This window comes from Ligilactobacillus sp. LYQ60 (assembly GCF_045033015.1).
Taxonomy (GTDB): Bacteria; Bacillota; Bacilli; order Lactobacillales; family Lactobacillaceae; genus Ligilactobacillus.
In genome coordinates this window covers 546,560-567,073 of sequence record NZ_JBJFZV010000001.1, presented here as the reverse complement: position 1 = coordinate 567,073, position 20,514 = coordinate 546,560, and the positions used below count along the sequence as shown (strand labels likewise).

Here is a 20,514-nt window from a genome sequence, read left to right as displayed (position 1 = left end):
GTTCTTGCAAGGGATTCAAGAGCAAATATTATAAATAATTATGGGAAACGGGTTTACCAAGAATAGCGGGTTTACCCATTTTTTAATTCCTGCGTAAGTGTAGAAATCTATTGATATTAATTACTACTTTTTGTAAATAACGGTCAAAATAACGGTCAACATTTCAGTCTGTCTAATAGCTGTTCAATTTGATTATCACTTTTAGCTCGGTATTCATCTATCAAATAGGCGTAACGCTCCGATGTGATTGTCATGTTGGTATGCCCAAGGCGTTTACTGATTGCGTATAGATCAACACCGTTGTACAGCAAGTAAGCCACGTGTGAGTGCCTCAAACTGTGGAAATGGAACCCTTGTTTAGTTATTCCTGCCGATGCCATAACTTTGTGGAGAGTTTTGTTAGCACCTATATAAGAAGGCGGTAACCCGTCAGACGGTTTTGCGAAAACCAGTTCGTTATCATTGACCTTTAAATCGTGTAAGCACTCCAGCAAACCATCATTCACTTTCAGCGTACGGTTACTTCCTTCTGTTTTAGTGCTTTTAAATTGACTATTAATGAAGTCCCACGCTTTATTTACGTTAACCGTGTTCCACGTAAAGTCAATATCTTTCCATGTTAGCGCCGCGATTTCTCCAATACGCATGCCCGTATAGATGGCGGTTAAAATCATATAATACGAGGGCGCTTGTGGTGTCATTCGTTCTTTACATGCCTTAATAAGGTGTACGATTTCGTTAACGCTCATGTATTCGACTTTGCGTTCCCTTTCCTTGTTGCCGGTAAGGTAAACTTTCTGCGTAAAATCTATGGTAATGTAACGGTCGTAGATTGCCGAGTTGACGCATGATCTGATAAGCGCATTAACTTTCCGCACGGTTCCCGGTGCATGTGTTTTCCCGTATTCATTGATAAGTTTCTGATAATCATAGCGGGAGATTTTATCAATGCGCTTGTTCAGCTGCATATGTAACAATGTGCTGACAGCGTTGTAACGCTTAATTGTGTTTATTGCTAGTCTGCTCTCTTTGTAAGTTTGAAACCAATCGTCAAAATAAGCGGGGAACGAAACGTTAGTTGGTCGTTTTCCGCTATTAAGTTTATTCTCCATCTCAACAGCATAGCGTTTAGCTTCTGATTTTGTTTTAAACCCGCCTTTAGACACTTCTTTTTTTATCCCATTATCATAGTATGTTATCCGTGCTTGCCATTTATTGCCACGTTTGCGGTAGAACGCCATTGTCATCCCTCCTGAACGTACGTTCGATTAGTATGCTAAATAAAACCCCCGAATAGGGGGAGAGCAAAGTTAATTGCCTTGCTCCATACTATGTTGTAACTGTAATTCACCAGTTGTTTTCAAATTGTCCGGCGTAGCGTCCAGTGCTTGCTGGGCTGTCATGCCGTCATGTTGCATTTTGTAAGCGGCGGGTGACATGCCATAGCGATTCACGAAGTCGTGCAAATTGTTAGCAGTAGCAGGCTGGTTTTGTGGTTGAGTGTTCCGTACAACTGCCTGCTTGTTAGCGGGTTGTTGCTTACCGGTAGCCTGCTGTTTGACCTGACTGGAAAGAGATGATGATGATGAGCTACTACTACTCTTTGAACTTGAACTACTGATTTTACTGGAACTTTTATGCGTTTTAGGGTGGTGGCCGGTCGTGTGATGAGTTGAACCGCCGCAACCAGCAAGCCCAAGTGACGCTAACAGTACGATTGATAGGGCGATAGATTTTTTCATGCTAGTTCTCCTAAATTTTTATAGTCCTAATATTTGCTTTTTCTTAGCGTCAAATTCTTCCTGAGTTAAAATTCCATCATCAAGTAATTGCTTGAATTGCTTGATTTGTTCTACGTCAGACAAATTTTGTGACTTTTCCGGAGAACGATTAGAGCTTTGATTTTTTGTTTGATTAAATTTTTTTATTTGGGAGTTTAGTTCATCACGAAGTTTTTTAGCCGAGTTTTTCGTTATGTTGCGCAGGCTGACGCTTCCAAAATCAGATGTAATTTTTATTCCCGCAAGTACCAACCCTGCATTTATAGACACTGCGCTTATTTTATTGAGCGGAATATCCGTAATATTCCCACCAACAAACATATTTGCGTTATATAGGAATACACGTTTGTCGGTGGTGACTGCAAGGACAGTATGCCCGTCTTCGTCGGTGCCCGTAGTTGCAAAAATAATTAACTCATCATTATCAAGAACGTCTTTAAGACGTGACACCTCTTTTTTTGTGTGCCAAACATCATGATTGTCAATACACACTTCTTCCAGTCGGTCAATGATTTTATCTGTTTGTTTGTCTCGTCCTTTTAGACGGTTAAGCGACTTTAGTTGCATGATATATAACCCCTTAAAGTATTTTCCGTAGCTTTTTACGTCTTCAACTGTTGGACGATAGGTAACCCTCTATTCGTTCTCTTACCAGGTTTTCAAGATGAGCTGGTATCAATAAGCATTCCATTAGATCATTTACATTGGCCTTGGACCTATCCCTTTCACTAAAATATAACGGCAAGAGCAAATCAATCGCCATTTTGTTTGCTTCACATTCAATTTTTGCTCGGCTCCCGTATGTAGCCCGATAGAATGCAATATCGCAGTTTGAGTGGAGCAAAACATGACCAATCTCATGTGCTAACTGAAATGGTATCTCACGTTCCTTGTGCCAGTGTCTGTTCATTACTATTCGCTTTGCGTAAGATAGCGAACAGGGTGGCGTATATTCATCTAACTCATCAACCCAGAAGATACGAATGCGGTTGTACTTGGCTATCCCTTCCAAGTAATCACGCACAATTTCGTTCATCTACTTATCCCCATATTCTCCTGTTTCCAAAATTCTTTTGATGAGTTCTAAATCCTTTTTTGGTATGCGTTTACCTTCGTAGGTAAATATTGCACTGTCGTCAATTACAGGTGACAACTCAACCCGCTCTTTTGATTGCCCATTTAATAGGTAATCGACAGTTACAGAGTATAATTCAGCAATTTTGGATACTACCTCAAAATCTGGTTCACGAGAACCGTATTCGTAATTAGCGTAAGTCTGCATACGTATCCCTAATAATTTCGCAACGTGTGTTTTGCTCCAACCTTTTTTAGTACGTAACATTGATAATCGTTCACTAAATGCACTCATAAATTTCACCCCCTAACTATTCATATCGTTTAACTAACACTTGCATTATATAGTAATGTACACGTCTTAGGAATATTTTTTCTCAAAAAGTAAAAAAAAGTATTGCACTTACACGTATTGTGTAATATTATAAAAATGTCGATGAGGGGAGGGACAGCAAATGGCAATCGTTAAAGAAAACGCCGCAACGATTTTAAAGCAGTACATTAAGGATAACGGTTTAAAAAAGGCGTTTGTTGCTGAGAAAGCTGGATATAGTCCACAGGTTATGTCAGCGATTTTGACGGGAAGAAAAAAGTTTGATGGAGATGTTGCTTTGCGTATGGCAAAAGCACTTAATGTCGAAGTAGATATTTTTTTAGCCTGAAGTTAAACAAAATGTGTAATTAATACACGTAAATAAACGAAATGAGGTGATTACATGCAAACATTAGAAGCTCACGTATCAATCAAAGTTCCCGAGGAATATGTGCTAGTTAAACGAACTGAACTTCAAGAACTCAGGGACGAAACGGAGCGTGGTGTTACGTGGGGACTTGCTGATATGAAGCGAGAGCTACACATTCCAAAATCATTGCCATGGATAAGGGAGGCTGTGCTTAAACCGAACCGCCAAGAGATTGACAGGAAGAATGGTGGCTGGTGTGTGTTCGGTGAAGGTACGGGTCACCGTTATTCCGTTCAGCCAAGCGGAGCGAGGAAGTGGTTTGAAGAAAACTGGAAGCGAATTGATTGGGACGAACCCTTGGAGGGTTACGAATAAAGATCACGTGGAAGGACGTAGTTGCGATTGTCGTTGGTTTAATTCTGGGGTTGCTTATCCCGAAAGATTAGGAGGACAAAACATGAATTGGAGATTTGCTTCATTACTGGTTAGTGCATTCGCATTGGGTGCTTCGTTCGTCATGCTGTTCAGCTATGTAACGTGCTTCTACGGGCTGGGTATGATGATTGGTTTAATTGCTGGGTGGTTGGGCTACTTCTGGGGGCGTTCCGATGAAGCACGAGGGCATTAAAAAAGCCACCGCTGGAGACGGTGGCCGAAAAAACAAAAACTTCATCAGTGAGTGTATGCCAAAAGAATTACAGTGTCAATACTTCTTTGGTGGGCTGCACCGAGTAATGAAGGAGTTATCGCCTAAAAAGCAAGGATTACTGCTGGAAATGTTAATCACGATTAATAAAGGAAATGAGTTTGAGCAAATAGCGCTACATGAACGGAGGAATACAAAATGAACGAACTTACAGCACAGCCGAAAGTCACGTATACCCCGGCGAAAATTGAGCTGAACAACCACGAGAAGATTGCAGAACTGGTTAAGCGAGCGGTCGAAAAGTATGACGGACTGGTGGTAACGCCGGAAACGTTGGCAGAATGCAAATCGTCACGGGCTGAGTTGAATAAGCTGATTAAAGCTCTGAACCAGAAGCGTATTGATATTCATAAAGAATACGAGAAGCCGTACAACGAGTTCAAAAAACAGATTGACGGTTGGACGAACGAGCTTTCAGTGGTGGTTGCCCAACTCAAGGACGGCATTAGCGTCGAAGAAGAAAAAGAGCAGGAAGAACGAAAAGCGGTAGTGGAGCAGTTGATTGCTGAAATGAGTGAGAGCTACCACGTGCCAGCAGAAAACATTGAAATCACTAAGAGTTGGTTAAACAAGGGCATGTTCACCAAGACGATGAAGCCAGCGAAGAAACTGCTTGAAGCCGTTAAGGGTGCGTTTGATGTAGCACTGCACAAAAAGGACGCAATCGAAACTGTCCGCCGGTACGCTCACAACATGCACGTTGACGCCGAACCATACGTCCGCCCGATGTTAGCGCCTGAATGGAACGGAATTGCCAGCGATGTAATGGCGCTGATTGATGAGGATTGTGAGAAGCGGGAAGCATTGGCGGAAGCTGAACAGGAACAAGTCGCAGCGCAAAAAGAACAGTTAGGCAAGACCAGCAATGGAGAATTAGTCAATCAAGAAACAGGCGAACACGTTCAAGAGATACAGCAAGTTACTTTCACGCTGGAGGGGACGAAGGAAGCCATTGATAAGGTCGCCCAAGCAATCATTGAGAGTGGCGCACAAGTCACTTATAAGACCAGCCGGAAAACCATTTTGAAAGGGGCTGAATAACCATGACGACAAGTAAGCGGGAAGAAATCATCAAGAAGTTATCAGCGGTAGACGTTAAGCCGTTTTTGAAAGAAAAGATGAAGCTGTCGTACTTGAGCTGGGCGGACGCATGGCGTATCTTAACCGGCTTATATCCGAATAGCACTTACGAAATCAAGGAATATCCGCAGTTTGAAGTGGTAGACGGGAAAGCAGTTCAGATTGGGACAACCGATTACCGCTTAACCAATGCGGGGTGCGAGGTTTCAGTGACAGTCAACATTAACGGCGAAGCGTTCTCAATGAGCCTGTACGTCATGGATAGCCGGAACAAGGCGGTTAAACAACCTGACTACGCTCAGATTAATAAGACGCAAATGCGGTGCTTAGTTAAGGCGATTGCGTTAGCAGGTTTGGGGCTGAACGTATACGCTGGCGAAGATATACCGACTGATGAGAGCTTGAAGCGGAATGGCGTGGATAAAGAGAGTCAGCAGAAACAAGTGGAGTTGAAAGCTAAGCGTCAAGCGTACACAAAGATGTTAAGCCAAGCGTCTGGCGGTGATAAGAAGCTGGCGCAGATGTTCCAACAACGGGCGCAGAAAGTTGCCAGTGAAATGGACGCTACGTTTAGTGCAATGGAGCCGTTGCAGAAAGCCACATTGATGATTAAGGCACTAAACAAGGTTATTGCCGAACAGCAACAGGCGCAACAAGAAGCCGAGGGTGTAAGTGATGAAACCGAGTTCCCAATCTAGTTTCTACGGCACGCTGGAGAGCGTCGCTGGCAAAACGTTATCAGTTGCTTTGGCAGATGATTTAGACCTCGCAAAAGTAAATAGATTAGCGAACGGGAAAAAGCCTGTAATCGAGCTAAAAGTGGCAGACGGGCGGGTAATTAGTCCAGAGCAACGCAAGCTGTTCTTCGCCTTGCTTCGTGATTACTGCGACTACACCGGTTACCTCATGGCAGAAGCCGAAGATATGTTCAAGTGGATCACCGAGCGGACGTTCCAAGTAGAACCGTTCAGCATGAGTGATTGCAGTGTTAGTCAGGCGAACCTGATTATCAGCGTGCTAATTGAGTACATGTTCGAGTACGATATTCCGTTCAAATACAAAACATGGCAGAGCATTCCGGACTACTTCCCAAAGCAAATGTTGTGTTTGCGAAAACGGCGGTGCGTGATTTGCGGACGACCGGCTGACCGAGCGCACGTGTTCGCCGTTGGCATGGGACGTAACCGAGAAAAGGTTCACCACGGCGGAAATTATGTTATGAGTTTGTGCCGGGTTCATCATACAGAGCAACACAAAATTGGCATTAAGCGATTTATCGAGAAATACCATATCAAGCCAGTCAAAGTTAATCGGGAGGTGGCAAAGCAAATTGGTTGGAAGTATTGAGCGTTGGGAGGATATCCCGGGTTACGAAGGACTGTATCAGGTATCAGATTACGGCCGGGTTCGCATGGAGAACAGCCGGCGGTTGTTGAAGCCGTTCGATAACGGCAAAGGTTATCTCCGTATCAAGCTGAACAACGATAGTGGACGGCGAGCGTTCTACGTTCACAAGTTGGTTCTAGCAACATTTAGCGATAAACCACTGAATTATCCGTTGGAGGTCAACCACCGAAACGAGATTAAGAGCGACAACCGGTTGGCAAACTTGGAGTGGGTAACCAGACGAGAAAACATGAATTATGGTACAGCGCATATACGCATTGTACGAGCACTCCAGCGTCCTTGTGTTCTGGTAAGAAACGGACAGGCGATGTATTTCAGTGGCGAGAATGAGGCGTCACGGGCGTTAGGACTGCATTGTGACGCAGTTAGTGGTGCATTATCCCACGGCTACAAGGTTAGCGGATATGTGGTGAAACGTATCGAGAAAAAAGAAATGGCAACAATCTAGGGGGGACGAAATCATGAATATTACAGCATTAGTTGGGCGATTAACAAAAGACCCGGAACTGCGATACACGCAGAGCGGAACGGCAGTGTGTGAGTTTACGCTGGCCGTTCCCCGGGACTTTAAAAACGCACAAGGCGAATACGAGAGCGACTTCATCCGGTGCATTGTCTGGCGCAAGAGCGCAGAGAGCTTTGCTAACCATTTTCACAAAGGTTCCCGGACGCAGGTAACTGGACGTATTGAAACTGGAAGCTACGAGGACAAGAACGGGAACACGGTCTACACGACAAAGGTGGTTGTCGAAAATTGGGGGTTCATTGATACGAAAACCGAAAACGACCAGTACCGGCAGAGTAACGGAAACCAGAGCAATAACCAACCGCAAAGCAACCAACAAGGCGGAGGTTCTGATTGGCCACAGGGTGGCGGCACAACAACGATTTCCGACGAAGATTTGCCGTTCTAAAGGGGGAGATTTAAATGACAAAATCGAAGCAAAGCAAGGAAACATTCCGTACCGGAAGCGAAATTGTGAGCGTGTGTATTCCGCTAGCACTTATGCGGTCGGCGAATTTATCTTCCGAGGACAAGTTGGTGTGGGTGTTAGCGAAAGTGCAGGAGAAACTGGAACTGGAGATTACAGCAGATGAACTTGCCGCTAGGTATCATCTAGATCCATATTCGGTTGATGAGAATATTAACAACCTGTATGCGGACGGTTACTTAATCGACAAAAAAGGATGTTAGGGGGAGATTTAAATGACACGTTACGGAAAATGTTTTTGGGAACAACGGATGGTCGTTCCAAGTACGCTTTTGCGTACAAAGCACCTAATGGATAGCGACAAGCTGGTGTACTTCCTGCTGTCAGCGCTGGACGGAGATAGCCGTCACGTGAGCGCAAAGGAAATATCCAAGTACTGCGAGATGAACGAGAAGCTGGTTGGCATGTGCCTTAACCGGTTGACAGAAGCCGGTTACCTAGATGAAGAAGGTGATTTCGATGAATAGCTTATTAATCGAAGAACCACCGCTACAAGTTTTGCCAAGTTTAGCGTGCAAGGTGGGGTTGAATGAAGCAATCGTCTTACAGCAGTTCCACTACTGGTTACAGCGGTCAAACAATGTTCAAGACGGTTATAAGTGGATATACAACACGTATCAAAACTGGAATAAACAATTTCCGTTTTGGGGAGAACACACCTTACGTCGGGCGATTAATAGCCTGGAAAAACAAGGATATTTAATTTCAGCCAACTTCAATAAGGCAGGGTTTGATAAGACGAAATGGTATCGGATTGATTATCCAAAACTACTGGACAGACGATGTGTCCAAAATGGACAGACGAGTAGGCCAGATTGGCCAGATGGAACAGGCCAAAATGGACAAACCAATACCAATAGACTACCAGAGAATAACAAACAAGAGACTAACAGTAATAATGTCGAGCGGCAAACCGCTCCCGCCAGCAAGCTGGAGCAGGCCACTGAAATTGTCGGCTACCTGAACAAACGGGTTGGCACACACTATCGAGCAACCACCCGTAAAACACAGACGTTGATTAAAGCCAGATTGAATGAAGGCTTTACGGTTGATGACTTTAAACGAGTTATTGATAACAAGGCGGATGAATGGTTGGGCGACCGGAAGATGGAAAAGTACCTGCGTCCGGAAACACTGTTTGGAACGAAGTTCGAGGGCTACCTGAACGAACGAAGTACGCCACGGGTTGGTGGTGACGGCATAGTAGTTGGCACTGATTACGCCAAGTTGGCAAAAGAGCAGGACGAAGCCTATCAGAAATCACTGGAGGACTTGGGCGAAGTTCACGATAAGGAATTGCCGTGGTAGGAGGTGGTTGCGGTGCAAAGCACATGTTCCTTGTTGAATAAGCGGGTGTTGATACGCCTTGCCCGAGAACACGGAGTGCCGTTGGACGTGATTAACCGTCGGGAAACGCCGGAAGAACGCCAGAAGCGCAAAGCAAAAGAGGAACGGGAATTAACAGCACAGTTTCTGCGCCAAGAAAAGCAACAATTTCTGCGCAGGTGTTCGTTGGTCGATAGTCGTAAGGAGTTCTGTAAAACGTTCAACCAGTTAGATCAGAACTCCAGTGCGGAATATAAGCAAGCTGCCCGCAAGGTAGTTGGTGAGCTTATCCCGGCGTGGTTGGACGGCAGTACGGGCAACCTGTTGCTGGTAGGTAAACCAGGTGTCGGAAAGACGTTGCTGGCGATTTGTGCGATTAACCGATTGAACGAAGCGAACCAGTCCGACAAGACGTTTAAGCCACTGTTTATCTCAATGGCACGGCTAAAGGACGTGATTATGCGTTCCCGGCTAGAACGTGATGAGCGGGCTAGTAATGCGGTTCATTGCGTAATGAGTGCGGTTAACAAGGCAAACCTGATTGTCCTTGACGATTTAGGGGCAGAAAGTGATATGAGCCGAAATGGTGGTGCGTACCAGACGATTAAAGAAGCTCTGTTGCAAATCGCCAAGCGGTATGACGAGATACCGTATATCCTCACCAGCAATCTTGATACGGACGGCATTGTGCAGTTATACGGTGACCGGGTAGCAGATAGGTTAGTACCGAAGAAAAACGGCACGGTTATTCGGTTGACAAAGACGAACAGTCACAGGGGGGTGTAGTTATGCGAGTGGTGCGAGTAGTAGCTAACGGTTGGGCAATGGCGGTGACTACCGATAACGGTAACGAATATCGGTTTGTGGGTGATAACTGCCCACGAGTAGTTGTGGGTGAGGAGCTTCCGGTTGGTTGTCACCCGTACAAGGTGATTACGTCATTAGGACAAGTGATTGAGTTGGGGTAGCGCTAGAACTCACCCAGAGCGCCATAGGAGCGTTTTGAGTGATGATGAGAGGAATTGCACATAAAGACAATAAAACGCAATCAGGAGGTGATTAACGTGGTTAGAATGTTAATCCCATATGAGCCGGTCGAACAAGCCCGCCCACGGTTCACCAGTCGAGGAAAATTTGTACGGGTGTACGACCCACCAAAGGTAGCCAAATATAAAAAGCTGGTACGGCAATACGTTGCTGAAACAATGGCAATGCGTGGCATTGAGCAGTACCACGATATGGCGTTGAAGGTCACGTTTGTGTTCTTTCGTCCCATTCAGAAGTCGGTTAGCAAGACAGAACGCTACCGGCGGTTGACGAACAAGCATAAGCCGGTACAGAAGCCGGACACGTCCAACTACATTAAGTCGCTGGAGGACGCATTAAACGGGTTACTGTGGGACGATGACAGCCGGATAACGCAGATTAAGGCATTGAAGCGTTACGGTGAATTACCGTCAACGGAAATCATAGTAGAGGAGGATAGATAATGCTAGGGACGATTGTGGCTGAATATTTTAGCGAGAAACGACCCGATTACGAATACTACGCTGGGAAACTGGAAGCCCGGCTTTATGACAACGGGTGTGAGGACTGGTTCGCTGAACCAACGTACAACGGTATCGAAGTCATGTGGCGCAACCGCATTATGTTCGCCACGTATTATTCAGACGACCACCAGATCAGGGTATGCAGTACCGGATTAATTCCTAACGATTACCAAATAGCGTTGTTTCTGACGAGCGGGACGGTTGATGAGATACGAAAGGAGCAGGCGAACCAAGATGAATGTGATTAGTAAGTATGAAGTGACTGACGTTTATGAATATTTATTGAGCATTGATTTATGCGGTGTTGGTTTAGTAACAGACTTAGAAGATATGAGTGCGAGTGAGAAACAGAAACTAGCGGATGATTTTGCCATGATTGAGGTTCGACGGTTTAACAAGAACAAACACTGTCGAGTCTTTTCGGAGCGGGAAATCATTGAGCATTGGGCGGAAAAAGGCGTGAAAGTTCAGGTGAAACGAGTATGACACCGGAACAGTATTACCGGGACTATATTTCCGGCGACCCGTTACGGCGGTCGGCAGAGTGGGAACGGAAGTACAGCGAAGAACTGTTTTTCCACGATGATCTACCGCCGATTTGGTTGGAGATGAAAAGTGTTGAATGCCATTTAACGAAACAGCAGAAAGAACAAATTCTATACGAAGAGTTGGCAAAGGTTGTCAACCCGGCGTGCGAATTATAAAAGTAAACTAGCAGCCGAAAGTGAGGAACGTGGATAATGGCAGAATTACAGCCTGATTACTACAAGGGAAAAGATGGTAACGACTTGTTCGACCGGTTTGAGCATGGACTGCTGACGCCTGATGAAGTAGCTGGTTTCTATAAGGGAAACGTGATTAAGTACCTGACCCGGTTCAAAAAAAAGAACGGGCTGGAAGATTTGAAAAAAGCACGGGTATATCTAACACGGCTGATTGATTTTGAGGATGTTAAGGAGGACGAAAAATAATGGAATCACGATTATTAAGTGCATGGACGCACAACGGAGTTCGTTGCTGGGTGCGAGAGGTAAAGGTCAGCGATGAAAAATGGTACTGCGGTTACGTTGAGTGTGTGTTTGCCGAAGTGGCGGCAAGTGATTATTTGACGTTTTCAGAGTACATTACGTTCAGCGACGATATGGCAGAGTTATTGAACCGTGACAACGTGCCAACGGACGAGGGAATTCCGGCGATTGGGTTCGATACGCAGGGCGAGCCAGACCAGGCGTTCGAGGACACGTTTAAACGAACTGAACGACTGGCAGACGAGGTTGCCGAGGTTAATCAGAAGGTGCTTGATTTGTACCAGCCAGAACACCAGCTGACTTTCGAGGACTTCACGAAGAAGGTTATCGACTGGGCAGACGATAAGCACCTGCTAATCGAGCGAAACGCTGATACCGGAGAATTTGCTAAACAAGCGAATATCAAGCGCTCCCGGCAGTTACTCAAGTTCCACGAAGAATGCGGTGAGCTAACCGAAGATTACCTCAAGGGCAATGCCAAGCATATCGTGGATAGTTTCGGGGACGTGCTAGTGACGCTAGTTATTTTCGCCAAGCAAATGGATATTCCGCTGGATAAGTGCTGGAATAGGGCGTGGTCGCATATCAAGAACCGGACAGGCAAGACCATCCACGGGACGTTCGTAAAGGACGGTGATATGTAGTGGACGCAATCGAGAGAGCCAAAACAGCATTCTACGATTACGAATGTGAGTTATACGGAGAATATGGCCATTCTTATTCAAAATTGCCGGACGATCATCCCAAAATTGTTAAGTTGCAAGCGCTGATGAATTGTTGGTGTGGTTTACTCCATAATAAGCGAGCAAATAAAGCTCCGGGAAGAAAACGAAAGAAGCTAGTACAAGGACGAGAATCACTAGCACAAGTTGATGAGTGTATAAAAGCACGCTGTTTTTTCCAACTGGATAAGGTGAGCCAAGCGCACGTTAAGCCACTGACGGATGATGAACGCCGAGCAGCGATAAAGGTTATGCGTCAGGGTGGATCAGTGAGTGATTTAGGCAGGGCAATCCACCGTGACCACGACGGCGTAATGCGGGCAATCGTTACCGGTGTCTTTGACATAGATGATGTTGCTGAATGGCGGTGGTTAATGAACCATCGTTATATGGCAAGGTCGAATGACGGGAAAATTGTTTATGCTAAAAATGTTGGTGATATTAGATTAGCAACAGGACTACACTGGGTTGATACAAAGAAAGCATTGGACGAAGCCGTCCCAGTTAAACAATGGACGTTAATTAAGATGAATCACGATAATATCCCCCAAAATACCTTAATCTAGCGCACGTCAGCGTTATCTTAGCAGGTAAAATATGGTATGTAAGCAGTTCACTTTGTGTCGCTGGCGCAGGATTACAAAAATACATGTTTCTTTTACTTACGCCGTGCCTGCCAAACGGTTCGTGACCGTTGTCAGTGATTCACCCTAAGGGGTGGCGTAATTAGTTATCTGGTTTACGGCTACGGTTAGCTTGTCTGGGTTCAACTCCCGGAGCGTAAATTCGGCACATAAAAAAGGTTTGGAAAGCCTGTGCCGAAAAGCAATTACAATTTCCACTGTTTCAGTTGCCGTACCGGTATTGTGGTGGTTCAACTCCACCAGCGGCAGTTTATCGGGGTGACCCGGTAAAAATAAACAAACGTGATTTGTGCTATCGGTAGTGGTGCAATTCCGCTGGCGATATTTGCCGGAGATACCGGTGACATTAAAACAGCTTTAGTAGTAGACCCGGTTCGCCGGGTTTTGTTTGATTAAAAGAGGTGATTGTGTGATTGACCTGTTAGAAAAGTTAGATTATGACGCAACCGCCAAGCGAGTTGATTATTACCTGTCCGTGGTCGTGGCAAGATTGCTACGGATAGCGAACGAAAACCCAGCCGTGTTGAAGTCACCAAGCATGGACGGGATGCCGAAAAATCCGCATTACGAAAATGTAAACGAAACAAAAATGCAGAAGTACATTGATGCCAAGACAGAGATTAATGCGGTGGGAATGGTAATTATGCGGTGTTCAAGTGTGGCACAGGCCATACTCACGAAGCTGTATATTAATCATCTACCGAACGTTATTGTTTGCGATAGTATCGGATACTCTCATTCACAATTCGCACACTTGAAGAAGGAAGCACTGAACGAGTTTGCTGACCGGTTTGAATGCGTCAAAGGTGGGCGGGATTTACATGTGTTCCGTCAGGACTAGAACTTTAATAACTTTTCACAATTTTTGTGTAATTTTTACATCCATAATCTGGGTTGATCTTGTATTATTAGTCTTGCTAAGAGATAGCTTTTAGCTCGGTAAATGAAACTAGGAGAGCACCAACATTGTATCGGTGCTTTTCTGTTTTATTCTTACTTCCATATAAATAAAGTGATATACTTCCCAACGGTAGGAGTGCATAAGGCACCATAGCAAAACAATCTCCTTTTTACCGTTTATTAATTTAGTGCTTTGCATTATGCCTTATGTTCTTCTAAAAAAGCGACGTTAACGGATAGTAGGTTTCCTTTGTTAACGTCGTCTTTATATTAGTAGAGAAAGTTTGTGTTGACTTATAAAATAAGACCACCAGAGTAAAAACTCCGGTGGTCTTATAAATTTTGCAAGTAGCAAGATAATTAAGATGGACTATCCGTGGTTAGTATATTAATTATTTGAAACCGCTATAAAACTTAAGTAGACGGTTAATAATACATATGCTATTCTACACGGGTGAGCCAGAGAAATTCTGTCTCCAAAGACTTTCTCTTTTGGCTCACAACACGTTTCTATTGAACGGCGACATTACCAGCAGTAATCTTTTTATTTATCATTATGCTGGATGTCGTCGTTTATTTCGTCAAGGAGTATAACACATATTTGTGATTTTTGTTTATTTTTAATTACCATGCTGTTTTAAAACTTGCTGAATTTTTTCTTCAAACCCACTTAAAGCAGCGAATGGAGTAAAGATTGCAGCTCGTTGTTTCTTCGGCATTCGCGGATAGCGCAGGTGGGATTGGTAATCAGCGTTAATTAGTGTGGTTTGATTGTATTTCATACAGGTATACCTCCAAAACGTTATATGCGAACAAGTGTTCGATATTAAATATAATCGTCCTTTGGATTAAAAGCAAATCGGAATTTTTGTCAAAAAAATATTGACATGTACTCTAATGAGTGTATTATGATGAGTGTAAGGTAATTGCGAAAGGAGCGATAGCGATGATTAATCGAACAATTACAGTAGAGTACATGATTAACAACGAGACGGGTAAGATTGGTTTTAGTCTGAAAGAAATTGCGGAACCGGGTCAACATGGTTGGGAGGTTGATTGTCAAGAAAAAGAGCGATTGTTTACTCGGTTTACTAACAAGGGTAAGGTGTCAAAGCCACAGAGATCATCGTTGGCGATTATCAACGAAAGGGCGGAAGAGCTGCTACAACAAGAGTTACAGATTGAATCTGAGCGGGAAGTAGATACAGCGCGGGCGTTAGAGCTGGTGGAAATTGTAGATAATGCGTTTATGAACACGGATAAAAATACTAAATGGGTTACGATTAAGACGAAAACAAGCCACTCGGCATGGTATCGTTATGGCGGACAATTGCACACGCCGTCCTTGTACTTAACACAAGTTCCTGCTAGTGTTGAGGAGCAGGCGAGAGAATTGCAGTCAATTCGTCGTAAGCACCAGAACGACAGCATGTTCGACTTTAACAAGACGTCTTACTTGAAACAGGAGATACGAATTGCTGACCACGATAACGGGGGGTATTACTAATGTTTGTGAGTTACGATAGTACAGATCTAATTGCCGAAGTCAAAGAGGATATTTCGGTGTTCGGCGAACGGATGGAGGTCTACGCCATCTATTCGTTGTTCCCGGATTTTGACAAACTGTTCATCACAGACTACGTTTACGCCGAAAAACCAGAGCGGGACGAATACATGACTGACGATGAGTATTCGGGATTAGTTAAGTCATACAACGAACAAATCGCATCACTTGATAAAACCAAGCACGAATTAATGACGCTTGATGAGTTACTAGCTGCTCTAGAGAAACAAGATGCGTTGATGTAATAATAGATAGGGTGATTTGCGTGGTAATGTCAGAAGCCCGAAAAAAGGCGAATAAAAAATGGAATCAGAATAATAAGGAACGTATAAGGTATCTCAATGCACGGTCGGCGGCACGAGGATTTATCCGCAACAAGGCAACTGCTGATGATCTAGACGAGTTGCTAAGTTTGATTGATGAACGCAAGAAGCAATTAGAAATCGGAAACTGACCGGACATTTACTGGAAAAAGACCGGACACACACCGGACAAACAAGAGTGTATATTGATAGCGTAAAGAATGGCGATAGCGAAATGCTGTCGCCTTTTTTGATTGGTTGATGTTCAGCACACCGGTAAAGGAGGTGAGTAGAATTGCCATGAAAGTAACACAAAAACAAATACTTTTCGCAGATGAGTATTTGCGAAGCGGAAACGCCTATCAGTCGGCGATTAAGGCGGGTTACTCCAAAAACTACGCTAAGGCGAAATCGTCCAGCTTGTTGGAAAAGGTTGGAATTAAGGACTACATTGCCGAGAAGCGTAGAGAGATTGAATCGCACAAAATCGCCGACGCAAGGGAAGTCATGGAGTTCTATTCATCCGTTATGCGCGGCGAAACAAAAGAAACAGTGGTCGTTTCAACACCGCTGGGCATGAAGCAGACGGTGAAGGAAGCTGATTTAAAAACAAGAATACAGGCTGGTAAGGAATTAATGAAGCGTTATCCGGGCAATGATCCGGTTGTTGAACAGCAGTTACGGAAACTCAAGGCAGACGCACGTATTTCGGAGCAACGGGCAAAGGCAATGGAGGAAAGCGGCAATGCTGGGATAACGGCTATCAAGTTCGTTGATGATTTGGGGGACGATGAAAGTGGCACAGGTGACGAACAGTCTTAATACGATTGTCGGTGGCGGGTATAACGTTTACTGGCACGATAAGCACTTTTACCGTGTCGTCAAAGGCTCTCGTGCCAGCAAAAAGAGCAAGACCACGGCACTGAACATGATCTACCGCATTATGCGTTATCCGTGGAGCAACGTGTTAGTTGTCCGGCGATACTCAAATACAAACCGGCAATCAACGTACAGTGATTTAGTGTGGGCAATCAATAAGTTCCACGCCCAGCATTTGTTCAAGCTGAACCCGTCCATGCCCGAGATTGTATACAAACCAACCGGGCAAAAGATCATGTTTCGGGGGCTGGATAAGGAATTAAAGCTGACGTCCGTTTCCGTGACACATGGCGTGCTTTCGTTTGTGTGGGTCGAAGAAGCGTATGAAATTGAGAGCCAAGACAAGCTCCAGACGTTGGCCGAAAGTATTCGTGGGAAAATTGATGACCCGGAAGGCTTTAAGCAGATTACGGTGACGTTTAATCCGTGGAACGAAAATCATTGGTTGAAGCGGACGTTTTTCGATGAAGATACCCGGTTGAGTGATACGTTCAGCCTGACAACCACGTTTCGGTGTAATGAGTGGTTAGACGAGCAGGATAAGCAACGCTACCTTGACTTGTACCGGACAAACCCTAGACGAGCGAAGGTTGCGTGTGACGGTGATTGGGGAATAACCGAAGGGCTGGTGTTCGAGGACAATATCGACCAGCAAGAGTTTAATATTCAAGAGAAGCTAACCGAATGCGGGTTAGCTTCTTTTGGTTTGGACTACGGTTTCGGTTCAGACCCGAACGCCTTTGTTGCGGTGGCGATTGACCGCAGGCACAAAGAGCTGTGGGTATATGACGAGATGTACAGTCACCACCAGACAACGCCGAACACGGCGGAGTGGTTGAAGTCACACGGTTACGAGCGAGCGAATATCTATTGCGATAGTGCGAACCCGGAACGAACAGCCCAGTTGAATGATTGCGGGGTCGTTAATGCGGTGAGTGTGCAGAAGACACCGATTGAGGTTGGTATCGACCAACTATGGCAGTATCAGATACACGTTCATCCGAAATGTAAGAACCTGTGGCGTGAGCTTAATTCGTACGTGTTTGACAGCGACAAGTTAGGCAACACGTTGAACACGCCGAAGGACGAAAATAACCACGAAATTGACGCCCTTCGTTATGCCATGCGTCCATATTTGAATGACTATGACGGGTCGTTGGGTGTCAACTGGAACGAGCAATACGAAATTGGCGAAAGAATGGGGGTTAACTACTGATGAAGATTGAGAAAAAACAGCGTTTTAACGGGCAGGCAAACCGAGTGTATCGAGTGCCAGTTACCCGTTTTAATGCAATTAAGGATAACCCGAATGCCTTAATGGAGTTGGCGTACCAGTTTATTCAAAACCACCAGAATTACCAAGTGCCACGCATTCAGGAGTTAAAGCAGTACTACTTGGCGCAGAACGACATTAAGAACAAGGCGGACAGTCCGAACCCGTATCACTCCAACAATAAGATTGCGAGTGCGTTCGCCCGTTACATTACTAATATCCGGGTTGGGTACTTCTTGGGTAACGATATTCAGTTTAAAGTGCAACAGACGGGCAGCGTTCAGCAGAGCGTTGCTGATAAGTTGGACGAACAGTTGCAGGTGTTCAACCAGACGAGCGATGAGAGCTACATTGAGGAACAGATTAAGAAAGATTTGTCGGTGTGTGGTCGGGCGTATGATCTGGTGTTTGTGAACCCGGGTGAAACCACGCTGAATTTAGCGGTTGTTGACCCGGAAACAGCGTTTGTTGTCTATGACGACAGCGTGAAGGAACAGCCGTTGTTTGCGGTGCGGTATTACCAGACTGGCGTACTGGATAATGACCTGGTGGAACAGTACGAGATTTACACCAGCGATACGGTGTTCCGCTTCCACACTGACGGTGGTTTTCCGGAAATGAATACGCCTATGCCGTACGCCGTGCTGGATAGCCAAGAGCCGTTGTTTTTCGGTCGGGTACCGATGACCGAATACTACAACAATGATGAACGGACGGGTGACTGGGAGCCGGAGCTTGATTTGATTGACGCACTGGATGACAGCGTATCGAGCATGGCCGATTTTCAGGACGATTTCGACAACGCCAACATTATTTTGACGGGTAAGTTCGCCAACCTGACTGAACCAGTGTATAAGCTGGATAAGGACGGAAAGAAGGTAATCGGTGCGGACGGACAACCGATTGTGCTGGAGCCAGCGCACCCGAACGTCAACCCACACAACCATTTGTGGTACTTGGAGCCGTACGCCCAGCCAACGGGTATCAACGGCGGACGAGCAATGGTAAACCCAGACGCCAAGTACCTAACGAAGACGTACGACAGTGATGGTTGGAAAGAGTACACCGACTTCTTGATTGGCGAGGTTCACAAGTACACGAACACGCCGAACGTTAATGACCCGAACTTCGCTTCTAACGCTTCTGGGGTTGCCATGAGCTACAAGCTCTGGGGCGCAGACCAAGAGCGGAAAATTCAGGAAGCCTTATACAAAAAGGGGTTGTTCAGTCGGCTATGCGCTTGTGTGGCGTACTGGCAGAAGCTGAATATCCTACCGCAGGCAGTCAATACGGCTACGTTGGCGCAGGTCATCCAACCGAACTTCGTGCCGAACCTGCCGAAGAACGACCAAGAAACGGCGTTGCTGGTGCAGACGTTGAACGCTACCGGATTGTTCAGTGCCGAAACATTGCGTGAGTTAGCTGAGCCAATTACGGGAGTTTCAGCAGATACGGAGCAACAGCGGGACGATGACGAAACGGTTAAGCAACAGAACGCTACGGACGCCTACAATCAGGGCGTGACAGGGATTGGTAAGGTGTTTGCCACGGGTGAACCGGCAGTGGTTGAACAACCGGTAAAGGGTGATGAAAATGAACCAGCAGAAACTGATTAACGACCTGAACCGGGTATTTAATCCGAATGACAAGAGCGTTAAGGAGTTATTGCGGTTGGTGAGTGCCGCTAAAGGGAAGCAGGTTGCTGATTTAAGCTATTACATCAACAACGGTATTCAGTGGAATGCAGACGCTAAGCCGGAGGATGTAGTACGTGTTCTGAATGATCTAAAGCAGTTGCAGGTAGAAGTTCACAAGGCAGAGCAAAACGGCGTAGAGGGCTTGTCGGCGGCGTGTGGTTTGATATTAAACGATCTACCGTACAAGACTAATGCAGACGTTGCAAAACTCCAGTCACGGGTGAATAACGCTAAATTGGGGTTGGACGTGTACAACGCCTTAACCGATAAGCAGTCCGATGTGGTCGATAAGATTGCAAACGTGGTTTCACATGATGTTAAGCCGGCACCAATTAAACATAGTGCTGAAATGGACGAACTCATGCACACGAACTTTGATCGATATCACCCGCAAGCAACCCGAAAAGCACTAGCGAAGATTGCTTACCGTAACGCCACGGATAAGTCACCAGTTGAGTTGATTTACCACCACGTTAACGAGATGAGTATGGACTTAGATAACGTGATTGATTTTGCGTTGAAGAATAACGTCAACCAAAACGTACTCAAGGATAAGGTGCGCAAGGTGATCGCCAAGAACCAGCAGAAAGATTTGCTGGACGGCAAGTGGGAACGTGCGGTCAGTCAGTCATTCTCAAAAGAAGCTAAGAACTTCCAGCGTATTTTTGTGACTGAGTTAAAAGCCCGGCAGGTTCAAGCGTCGGCGGCGGCATTTAAACACATGGGTTACAAGCGATTTAAAACGTACACCCGGCATTCTAATAACGTGTGTCGGTATTGTATGGGGATGGACGCCAAGGCGGCGTACATTGATGATTTGCAGCACGGCGTGAACGCACCGCCCTATCATCCGTATTGTGGGTGCAACATTGAGCCAGCAATTTAATATCTTGTCCCAAGTAAGAC

Annotated in this window: 35 protein-coding genes; 29 read left to right on the top strand and 6 right to left on the bottom strand. The window is 45.4% G+C overall.

Going from position 1 to position 20,514, the window contains the following annotated elements; all coding sequences use genetic code 11:
• Positions 1–155: 155 nt before the first annotated feature.
• The 5 genes from ACI3EZ_RS02880 to ACI3EZ_RS02860 all read right to left on the bottom strand — a co-directional run bounded on the left by ACI3EZ_RS02880 (position 156) and on the right by ACI3EZ_RS02860 (position 3,150).
• A complete protein-coding gene (locus ACI3EZ_RS02880) occupies positions 156–1,241 on the bottom strand; it encodes a tyrosine-type recombinase/integrase (RefSeq protein WP_405025453.1) in 1,086 nt (361 codons plus the stop codon).
• Positions 1,242–1,310: 69 nt separating this feature from the next.
• Positions 1,311–1,742, bottom strand: coding sequence for a hypothetical protein (locus ACI3EZ_RS02875; RefSeq protein ID WP_405025452.1), 432 nt, complete (start codon positions 1,740–1,742; stop codon positions 1,311–1,313).
• Between the two features lie 18 nt (positions 1,743–1,760).
• Complete coding sequence (locus ACI3EZ_RS02870; RefSeq protein WP_405025451.1) at positions 1,761–2,348, bottom strand: PH domain-containing protein; 588 nt, start codon at positions 2,346–2,348, stop codon at positions 1,761–1,763.
• Between the two features lie 43 nt (positions 2,349–2,391).
• The gene (locus ACI3EZ_RS02865) at positions 2,392–2,817 is read right to left on the bottom strand and encodes an ImmA/IrrE family metallo-endopeptidase (RefSeq protein ID WP_405025450.1); all 426 of its coding nucleotides are present in this window, start codon (positions 2,815–2,817) and stop codon (positions 2,392–2,394) included.
• The gene (locus tag ACI3EZ_RS02860; protein ID WP_405025449.1) at positions 2,818–3,150 is read right to left on the bottom strand and encodes a helix-turn-helix domain-containing protein; all 333 of its coding nucleotides are present in this window, start codon (positions 3,148–3,150) and stop codon (positions 2,818–2,820) included.
• Positions 3,151–3,310: 160 nt separating this feature from the next.
• On the opposite strand from ACI3EZ_RS02860, the gene ACI3EZ_RS02855 reads away from it, so the two are divergent.
• The 22 genes from ACI3EZ_RS02855 to ACI3EZ_RS02750 all read left to right on the top strand — a co-directional run bounded on the left by ACI3EZ_RS02855 (position 3,311) and on the right by ACI3EZ_RS02750 (position 13,834).
• A complete protein-coding gene (locus ACI3EZ_RS02855; RefSeq protein ID WP_405025448.1) occupies positions 3,311–3,517 on the top strand; it encodes a helix-turn-helix domain-containing protein in 207 nt (68 codons plus the stop codon).
• A gap of 54 nt (positions 3,518–3,571) precedes the next feature.
• The gene (locus tag ACI3EZ_RS02850) at positions 3,572–3,913 is read left to right on the top strand and encodes a DUF771 domain-containing protein (RefSeq protein WP_405025447.1); all 342 of its coding nucleotides are present in this window, start codon (positions 3,572–3,574) and stop codon (positions 3,911–3,913) included.
• An 82-nt stretch (positions 3,914–3,995) separates the two neighbouring features.
• Complete coding sequence (locus tag ACI3EZ_RS02845; protein WP_405025446.1) at positions 3,996–4,166, top strand: hypothetical protein; 171 nt, start codon at positions 3,996–3,998, stop codon at positions 4,164–4,166.
• Complete coding sequence (locus ACI3EZ_RS02840) at positions 4,147–4,386, top strand: hypothetical protein (protein ID WP_405025445.1); 240 nt, start codon at positions 4,147–4,149, stop codon at positions 4,384–4,386. The genes ACI3EZ_RS02845 and ACI3EZ_RS02840 overlap by 20 nt, the downstream gene beginning before the upstream one ends.
• Entirely contained in the window at positions 4,383–5,285 is a 903-nt protein-coding gene (locus tag ACI3EZ_RS02835; protein ID WP_405025444.1) for a DUF1351 domain-containing protein, read from the top strand. The genes ACI3EZ_RS02840 and ACI3EZ_RS02835 overlap by 4 nt, the downstream gene beginning before the upstream one ends.
• A gap of 2 nt (positions 5,286–5,287) precedes the next feature.
• Entirely contained in the window at positions 5,288–6,022 is a 735-nt protein-coding gene (locus ACI3EZ_RS02830; RefSeq protein ID WP_405025443.1) for a DUF1071 domain-containing protein, read from the top strand.
• Positions 6,000–6,671 carry a putative HNHc nuclease gene (locus tag ACI3EZ_RS02825; RefSeq protein ID WP_405025442.1) on the top strand — a complete coding sequence of 224 codons (672 nt, stop codon included), beginning with the start codon at positions 6,000–6,002 and terminating at the stop codon, positions 6,669–6,671. The genes ACI3EZ_RS02830 and ACI3EZ_RS02825 overlap by 23 nt, the downstream gene beginning before the upstream one ends.
• Positions 6,655–7,179: an NUMOD4 domain-containing protein gene (locus ACI3EZ_RS02820; RefSeq protein WP_405025441.1), complete on the top strand. Its 525-nt coding sequence runs from the start codon at positions 6,655–6,657 to the stop codon at positions 7,177–7,179. The genes ACI3EZ_RS02825 and ACI3EZ_RS02820 overlap by 17 nt, the downstream gene beginning before the upstream one ends.
• A 13-nt stretch (positions 7,180–7,192) precedes the next feature.
• The gene (locus ACI3EZ_RS02815) at positions 7,193–7,645 is read left to right on the top strand and encodes a single-stranded DNA-binding protein (protein WP_405025440.1); all 453 of its coding nucleotides are present in this window, start codon (positions 7,193–7,195) and stop codon (positions 7,643–7,645) included.
• A gap of 14 nt (positions 7,646–7,659) precedes the next feature.
• On the top strand, positions 7,660–7,926 hold the full coding sequence (locus ACI3EZ_RS02810) for a hypothetical protein (protein WP_405025439.1): 267 nt from the start codon (positions 7,660–7,662) through the stop codon (positions 7,924–7,926).
• A gap of 12 nt (positions 7,927–7,938) precedes the next feature.
• On the top strand, positions 7,939–8,190 hold the full coding sequence (locus tag ACI3EZ_RS02805) for a hypothetical protein (protein WP_405025438.1): 252 nt from the start codon (positions 7,939–7,941) through the stop codon (positions 8,188–8,190).
• Complete coding sequence (locus tag ACI3EZ_RS02800; protein ID WP_405025437.1) at positions 8,183–9,031, top strand: conserved phage C-terminal domain-containing protein; 849 nt, start codon at positions 8,183–8,185, stop codon at positions 9,029–9,031. Before ACI3EZ_RS02805 ends, ACI3EZ_RS02800 begins: the two co-directional genes overlap by 8 nt.
• Before the next feature lie 12 nt (positions 9,032–9,043).
• Positions 9,044–9,835, top strand: a complete 792-nt coding sequence (locus tag ACI3EZ_RS02795; protein ID WP_405025436.1) for an ATP-binding protein — start codon at positions 9,044–9,046, stop codon at positions 9,833–9,835.
• 2 nt (positions 9,836–9,837) lie between these two features.
• Complete coding sequence (locus tag ACI3EZ_RS02790; RefSeq protein WP_405025435.1) at positions 9,838–10,017, top strand: hypothetical protein; 180 nt, start codon at positions 9,838–9,840, stop codon at positions 10,015–10,017.
• 105 nt (positions 10,018–10,122) lie between these two features.
• Positions 10,123–10,539, top strand: a complete 417-nt coding sequence (locus ACI3EZ_RS02785; RefSeq protein WP_405025463.1) for a RusA family crossover junction endodeoxyribonuclease — start codon at positions 10,123–10,125, stop codon at positions 10,537–10,539.
• Complete coding sequence (locus ACI3EZ_RS02780) at positions 10,539–10,847, top strand: hypothetical protein (RefSeq protein WP_405025434.1); 309 nt, start codon at positions 10,539–10,541, stop codon at positions 10,845–10,847. Before ACI3EZ_RS02785 ends, ACI3EZ_RS02780 begins: the two co-directional genes overlap by 1 nt.
• Positions 10,834–11,085: a hypothetical protein gene (locus ACI3EZ_RS02775; protein WP_405025433.1), complete on the top strand. Its 252-nt coding sequence runs from the start codon at positions 10,834–10,836 to the stop codon at positions 11,083–11,085. The genes ACI3EZ_RS02780 and ACI3EZ_RS02775 overlap by 14 nt, the downstream gene beginning before the upstream one ends.
• A complete protein-coding gene (locus tag ACI3EZ_RS02770; RefSeq protein ID WP_405025432.1) occupies positions 11,082–11,303 on the top strand; it encodes a hypothetical protein in 222 nt (73 codons plus the stop codon). The genes ACI3EZ_RS02775 and ACI3EZ_RS02770 overlap by 4 nt, the downstream gene beginning before the upstream one ends.
• 36 nt (positions 11,304–11,339) lie before the next feature.
• Positions 11,340–11,570 (top strand): DUF3310 domain-containing protein, encoded by a 231-nt coding sequence (locus tag ACI3EZ_RS02765; RefSeq protein ID WP_405025431.1) that lies wholly within the window; start codon positions 11,340–11,342, stop codon positions 11,568–11,570.
• The gene (locus ACI3EZ_RS02760) at positions 11,570–12,271 is read left to right on the top strand and encodes a MazG-like family protein (protein WP_405025430.1); all 702 of its coding nucleotides are present in this window, start codon (positions 11,570–11,572) and stop codon (positions 12,269–12,271) included. Before ACI3EZ_RS02765 ends, ACI3EZ_RS02760 begins: the two co-directional genes overlap by 1 nt.
• A complete protein-coding gene (locus ACI3EZ_RS02755; RefSeq protein ID WP_405025429.1) occupies positions 12,271–12,915 on the top strand; it encodes a hypothetical protein in 645 nt (214 codons plus the stop codon). Before ACI3EZ_RS02760 ends, ACI3EZ_RS02755 begins: the two co-directional genes overlap by 1 nt.
• A gap of 487 nt (positions 12,916–13,402) precedes the next feature.
• Positions 13,403–13,834: an ArpU family phage packaging/lysis transcriptional regulator gene (locus ACI3EZ_RS02750; protein ID WP_405025428.1), complete on the top strand. Its 432-nt coding sequence runs from the start codon at positions 13,403–13,405 to the stop codon at positions 13,832–13,834.
• Positions 13,835–14,513: 679 nt separating this feature from the next.
• Here the strand turns inward: ACI3EZ_RS02750 and ACI3EZ_RS02745 are convergent.
• Positions 14,514–14,675 carry a hypothetical protein gene (locus ACI3EZ_RS02745; RefSeq protein ID WP_405025427.1) on the bottom strand — a complete coding sequence of 54 codons (162 nt, stop codon included), beginning with the start codon at positions 14,673–14,675 and terminating at the stop codon, positions 14,514–14,516.
• 164 nt (positions 14,676–14,839) lie between these two features.
• Here ACI3EZ_RS02745 and ACI3EZ_RS02740 point away from each other — a divergent pair, with 164 nt between their 5' ends.
• The 7 genes from ACI3EZ_RS02740 to ACI3EZ_RS02710 all read left to right on the top strand — a co-directional run bounded on the left by ACI3EZ_RS02740 (position 14,840) and on the right by ACI3EZ_RS02710 (position 20,494).
• Positions 14,840–15,400: a hypothetical protein gene (locus ACI3EZ_RS02740; protein WP_405025426.1), complete on the top strand. Its 561-nt coding sequence runs from the start codon at positions 14,840–14,842 to the stop codon at positions 15,398–15,400.
• On the top strand, positions 15,400–15,702 hold the full coding sequence (locus tag ACI3EZ_RS02735; RefSeq protein WP_405025425.1) for a hypothetical protein: 303 nt from the start codon (positions 15,400–15,402) through the stop codon (positions 15,700–15,702). Before ACI3EZ_RS02740 ends, ACI3EZ_RS02735 begins: the two co-directional genes overlap by 1 nt.
• 26 nt (positions 15,703–15,728) lie before the next feature.
• Positions 15,729–15,911, top strand: coding sequence for a hypothetical protein (locus tag ACI3EZ_RS02730; RefSeq protein ID WP_405025462.1), 183 nt, complete (start codon positions 15,729–15,731; stop codon positions 15,909–15,911).
• Between the two features lie 148 nt (positions 15,912–16,059).
• Complete coding sequence (locus ACI3EZ_RS02725; protein ID WP_405025424.1) at positions 16,060–16,581, top strand: terminase small subunit; 522 nt, start codon at positions 16,060–16,062, stop codon at positions 16,579–16,581.
• Positions 16,550–17,854 (top strand): PBSX family phage terminase large subunit, encoded by a 1,305-nt coding sequence (locus ACI3EZ_RS02720; protein WP_405025423.1) that lies wholly within the window; start codon positions 16,550–16,552, stop codon positions 17,852–17,854. Before ACI3EZ_RS02725 ends, ACI3EZ_RS02720 begins: the two co-directional genes overlap by 32 nt.
• Positions 17,854–19,527, top strand: coding sequence for a phage portal protein (locus tag ACI3EZ_RS02715; protein WP_405025422.1), 1,674 nt, complete (start codon positions 17,854–17,856; stop codon positions 19,525–19,527). Before ACI3EZ_RS02720 ends, ACI3EZ_RS02715 begins: the two co-directional genes overlap by 1 nt.
• The gene (locus tag ACI3EZ_RS02710; protein ID WP_405025421.1) at positions 19,505–20,494 is read left to right on the top strand and encodes a hypothetical protein; all 990 of its coding nucleotides are present in this window, start codon (positions 19,505–19,507) and stop codon (positions 20,492–20,494) included. Before ACI3EZ_RS02715 ends, ACI3EZ_RS02710 begins: the two co-directional genes overlap by 23 nt.
• The last annotated feature ends 20 nt before the right edge of the window (positions 20,495–20,514 follow it).

Bases quoted from the DNA above. Each gene is read 5' to 3' on its own strand.
- ACI3EZ_RS02880 (WP_405025453.1), bottom strand. From the start codon at position 1,241: ATGGCGTTCTACCGCAAACGTGGCAATAAATGGCAAGCACGGATAACA.
- ACI3EZ_RS02875 (WP_405025452.1), bottom strand. From the start codon at position 1,742: ATGAAAAAATCTATCGCCCTATCAATCGTACTGTTAGCGTCACTTGGG.
- ACI3EZ_RS02870 (WP_405025451.1), bottom strand. From the start codon at position 2,348: ATGCAACTAAAGTCGCTTAACCGTCTAAAAGGACGAGACAAACAAACA.
- ACI3EZ_RS02865 (WP_405025450.1), bottom strand. From the start codon at position 2,817: ATGAACGAAATTGTGCGTGATTACTTGGAAGGGATAGCCAAGTACAAC.
- ACI3EZ_RS02860 (WP_405025449.1), bottom strand. From the start codon at position 3,150: ATGAGTGCATTTAGTGAACGATTATCAATGTTACGTACTAAAAAAGGT.
- ACI3EZ_RS02855 (WP_405025448.1), top strand. From the start codon at position 3,311: ATGGCAATCGTTAAAGAAAACGCCGCAACGATTTTAAAGCAGTACATT.
- ACI3EZ_RS02850 (WP_405025447.1), top strand. From the start codon at position 3,572: ATGCAAACATTAGAAGCTCACGTATCAATCAAAGTTCCCGAGGAATAT.
- ACI3EZ_RS02845 (WP_405025446.1), top strand. From the start codon at position 3,996: ATGAATTGGAGATTTGCTTCATTACTGGTTAGTGCATTCGCATTGGGT.
- ACI3EZ_RS02840 (WP_405025445.1), top strand. From the start codon at position 4,147: ATGAAGCACGAGGGCATTAAAAAAGCCACCGCTGGAGACGGTGGCCGA.
- ACI3EZ_RS02835 (WP_405025444.1), top strand. From the start codon at position 4,383: ATGAACGAACTTACAGCACAGCCGAAAGTCACGTATACCCCGGCGAAA.
- ACI3EZ_RS02830 (WP_405025443.1), top strand. From the start codon at position 5,288: ATGACGACAAGTAAGCGGGAAGAAATCATCAAGAAGTTATCAGCGGTA.
- ACI3EZ_RS02825 (WP_405025442.1), top strand. From the start codon at position 6,000: ATGAAACCGAGTTCCCAATCTAGTTTCTACGGCACGCTGGAGAGCGTC.
- ACI3EZ_RS02815 (WP_405025440.1), top strand. From the start codon at position 7,193: ATGAATATTACAGCATTAGTTGGGCGATTAACAAAAGACCCGGAACTG.
- ACI3EZ_RS02810 (WP_405025439.1), top strand. From the start codon at position 7,660: ATGACAAAATCGAAGCAAAGCAAGGAAACATTCCGTACCGGAAGCGAA.
- ACI3EZ_RS02805 (WP_405025438.1), top strand. From the start codon at position 7,939: ATGACACGTTACGGAAAATGTTTTTGGGAACAACGGATGGTCGTTCCA.
- ACI3EZ_RS02800 (WP_405025437.1), top strand. From the start codon at position 8,183: ATGAATAGCTTATTAATCGAAGAACCACCGCTACAAGTTTTGCCAAGT.
- ACI3EZ_RS02790 (WP_405025435.1), top strand. From the start codon at position 9,838: ATGCGAGTGGTGCGAGTAGTAGCTAACGGTTGGGCAATGGCGGTGACT.
- ACI3EZ_RS02785 (WP_405025463.1), top strand. From the start codon at position 10,123: ATGTTAATCCCATATGAGCCGGTCGAACAAGCCCGCCCACGGTTCACC.
- ACI3EZ_RS02780 (WP_405025434.1), top strand. From the start codon at position 10,539: ATGCTAGGGACGATTGTGGCTGAATATTTTAGCGAGAAACGACCCGAT.
- ACI3EZ_RS02775 (WP_405025433.1), top strand. From the start codon at position 10,834: ATGAATGTGATTAGTAAGTATGAAGTGACTGACGTTTATGAATATTTA.
- ACI3EZ_RS02770 (WP_405025432.1), top strand. From the start codon at position 11,082: ATGACACCGGAACAGTATTACCGGGACTATATTTCCGGCGACCCGTTA.
- ACI3EZ_RS02765 (WP_405025431.1), top strand. From the start codon at position 11,340: ATGGCAGAATTACAGCCTGATTACTACAAGGGAAAAGATGGTAACGAC.
- ACI3EZ_RS02760 (WP_405025430.1), top strand. From the start codon at position 11,570: ATGGAATCACGATTATTAAGTGCATGGACGCACAACGGAGTTCGTTGC.
- ACI3EZ_RS02745 (WP_405025427.1), bottom strand. From the start codon at position 14,675: ATGAAATACAATCAAACCACACTAATTAACGCTGATTACCAATCCCAC.
- ACI3EZ_RS02740 (WP_405025426.1), top strand. From the start codon at position 14,840: ATGATTAATCGAACAATTACAGTAGAGTACATGATTAACAACGAGACG.
- ACI3EZ_RS02735 (WP_405025425.1), top strand. From the start codon at position 15,400: ATGTTTGTGAGTTACGATAGTACAGATCTAATTGCCGAAGTCAAAGAG.
- ACI3EZ_RS02730 (WP_405025462.1), top strand. From the start codon at position 15,729: ATGTCAGAAGCCCGAAAAAAGGCGAATAAAAAATGGAATCAGAATAAT.
- ACI3EZ_RS02725 (WP_405025424.1), top strand. From the start codon at position 16,060: ATGAAAGTAACACAAAAACAAATACTTTTCGCAGATGAGTATTTGCGA.
- ACI3EZ_RS02720 (WP_405025423.1), top strand. From the start codon at position 16,550: ATGAAAGTGGCACAGGTGACGAACAGTCTTAATACGATTGTCGGTGGC.
- ACI3EZ_RS02715 (WP_405025422.1), top strand. From the start codon at position 17,854: ATGAAGATTGAGAAAAAACAGCGTTTTAACGGGCAGGCAAACCGAGTG.
- ACI3EZ_RS02710 (WP_405025421.1), top strand. From the start codon at position 19,505: ATGAACCAGCAGAAACTGATTAACGACCTGAACCGGGTATTTAATCCG.